The sequence below is a fragment of the Bradyrhizobium sp. CCBAU 45384 genome (assembly GCF_028128665.1).
Classification (GTDB): Bacteria; Pseudomonadota; Alphaproteobacteria; order Rhizobiales; family Xanthobacteraceae; genus Bradyrhizobium; species Bradyrhizobium manausense.
The window spans coordinates 1-1,061 of the sequence record NZ_LBIZ01000044.1; the positions used below are offsets into that span (position 1 = coordinate 1).

2 protein-coding genes are annotated in these 1,061 nt (G+C 59.8%); one reads left to right on the top strand and one right to left on the bottom strand.

The window, feature by feature from the left end; all coding sequences use genetic code 11:
* The first annotated feature begins 91 nt into the window (after positions 1 to 91).
* Positions 92 to 427: a hypothetical protein gene (locus XH80_RS02945; protein ID WP_271597260.1), complete on the top strand. Its 336-nt coding sequence runs from the start codon at positions 92 to 94 to the stop codon at positions 425 to 427.
* Positions 428 to 721: 294 nt separating this feature from the next.
* On the opposite strand, the gene XH80_RS43835 is transcribed toward XH80_RS02945, so the two are convergent.
* Positions 722 to 1,018 carry a helix-turn-helix domain-containing protein gene (locus XH80_RS43835; RefSeq protein WP_442869099.1) on the bottom strand — a complete coding sequence of 99 codons (297 nt, stop codon included), beginning with the start codon at positions 1,016 to 1,018 and terminating at the stop codon, positions 722 to 724.
* Positions 1,019 to 1,061 lie beyond the last annotated feature (43 nt).

Genomic DNA, 1,061 nt, shown 5'->3' on the forward strand with positions numbered 1-1,061 from the left:
TTGCACAAAAATCCATCCCTTCTCTCCCGGGGGAGCATTTGCCTTTTGCCGCGCGGCGGTGGTTGAATTCCGTCTTCGAGGGAGTTGACGTATGCGGACGCCACACGCCGTTGCCGTGGCATTTATGCTAGCTTTTCAGGTTTATATTGTGCCCGTGTCCGTTATCGCAGCAGCAGATCAAAAGGTGCGTTGCACTGTGAGCGCCACGGGGGCTCTCCCTAAGGTCGCGGGCCTCAAGGTCGTGAAATCTGGTACGCGGCCGATGCCGGCCGAGCAACTGGCCAACTGGCGCGGCCAATCGACACCGATCATTGTCGATATCGATACCGACGCGCCCGGCGGCGGACAGCGCTATTCGTACATTTGCGCAAGTGATCCGAAAGGCGGAGCTTTCGTCCAGCGAACATTCACTCCAACAGGGCCGTAAAACATGAACCGGCTTCAAAAATTTATCGAGCAGGGAGCATTTGGCGAGCGGCCCGGCCGCACCGCGTACGCTTTCAATGCTACCCCGAACCGTGTCCTTGCCGACCCCGATCTTGGCCGCGATGGCGCGATCCGACTTCGTCGGGTTCGCGGCGATCGCCGCTTCCGCGCGCTTGCTGGGGGCAGGTACGAGCCGCATCCCCATCACCTCGCGAGGTCGCAACACGACAAACACGCCAAGGTCAGCCGACTATATGTCGGGCCGATAAAGTGGTCGCGACCTTGCGGCAGTGGATCAAACAACCGGCAACTGCAGGAAGAATTTCCCGCTTGTCCTACTGGCTCGCCCCCGCTGCCTCTGAAAGCGCTGGATGCGAGCGTAAACAGACTGACGCGTCCGACCCAGCCGTTCTCCGATTTCGTCGGCAGTGGCTCCGTCGCAAAGGAGGGAGATTAATCGCTCCTCCTCTTCCGGTGACCAAGGTCGGCGCAAATTGCGACTTTTCGTCAAGTTTTGGCCTTGTCCGGGCTTATGGGCGCGGCGGTGCTGGCCGACGCGATTTATCCAGAATTCGATTGGGTTGTTCAACACGAGGCGGTGCCGGCGAGCGGCTGGGCTCAGGCGATCTATTATG

Excerpts from the sequence above, each read along its gene's own strand:
- XH80_RS02945 (WP_271597260.1), top strand. The coding sequence starts at position 92 with ATGCGGACGCCACACGCCGTTGCCGTGGCATTTATGCTAGCTTTTCAG.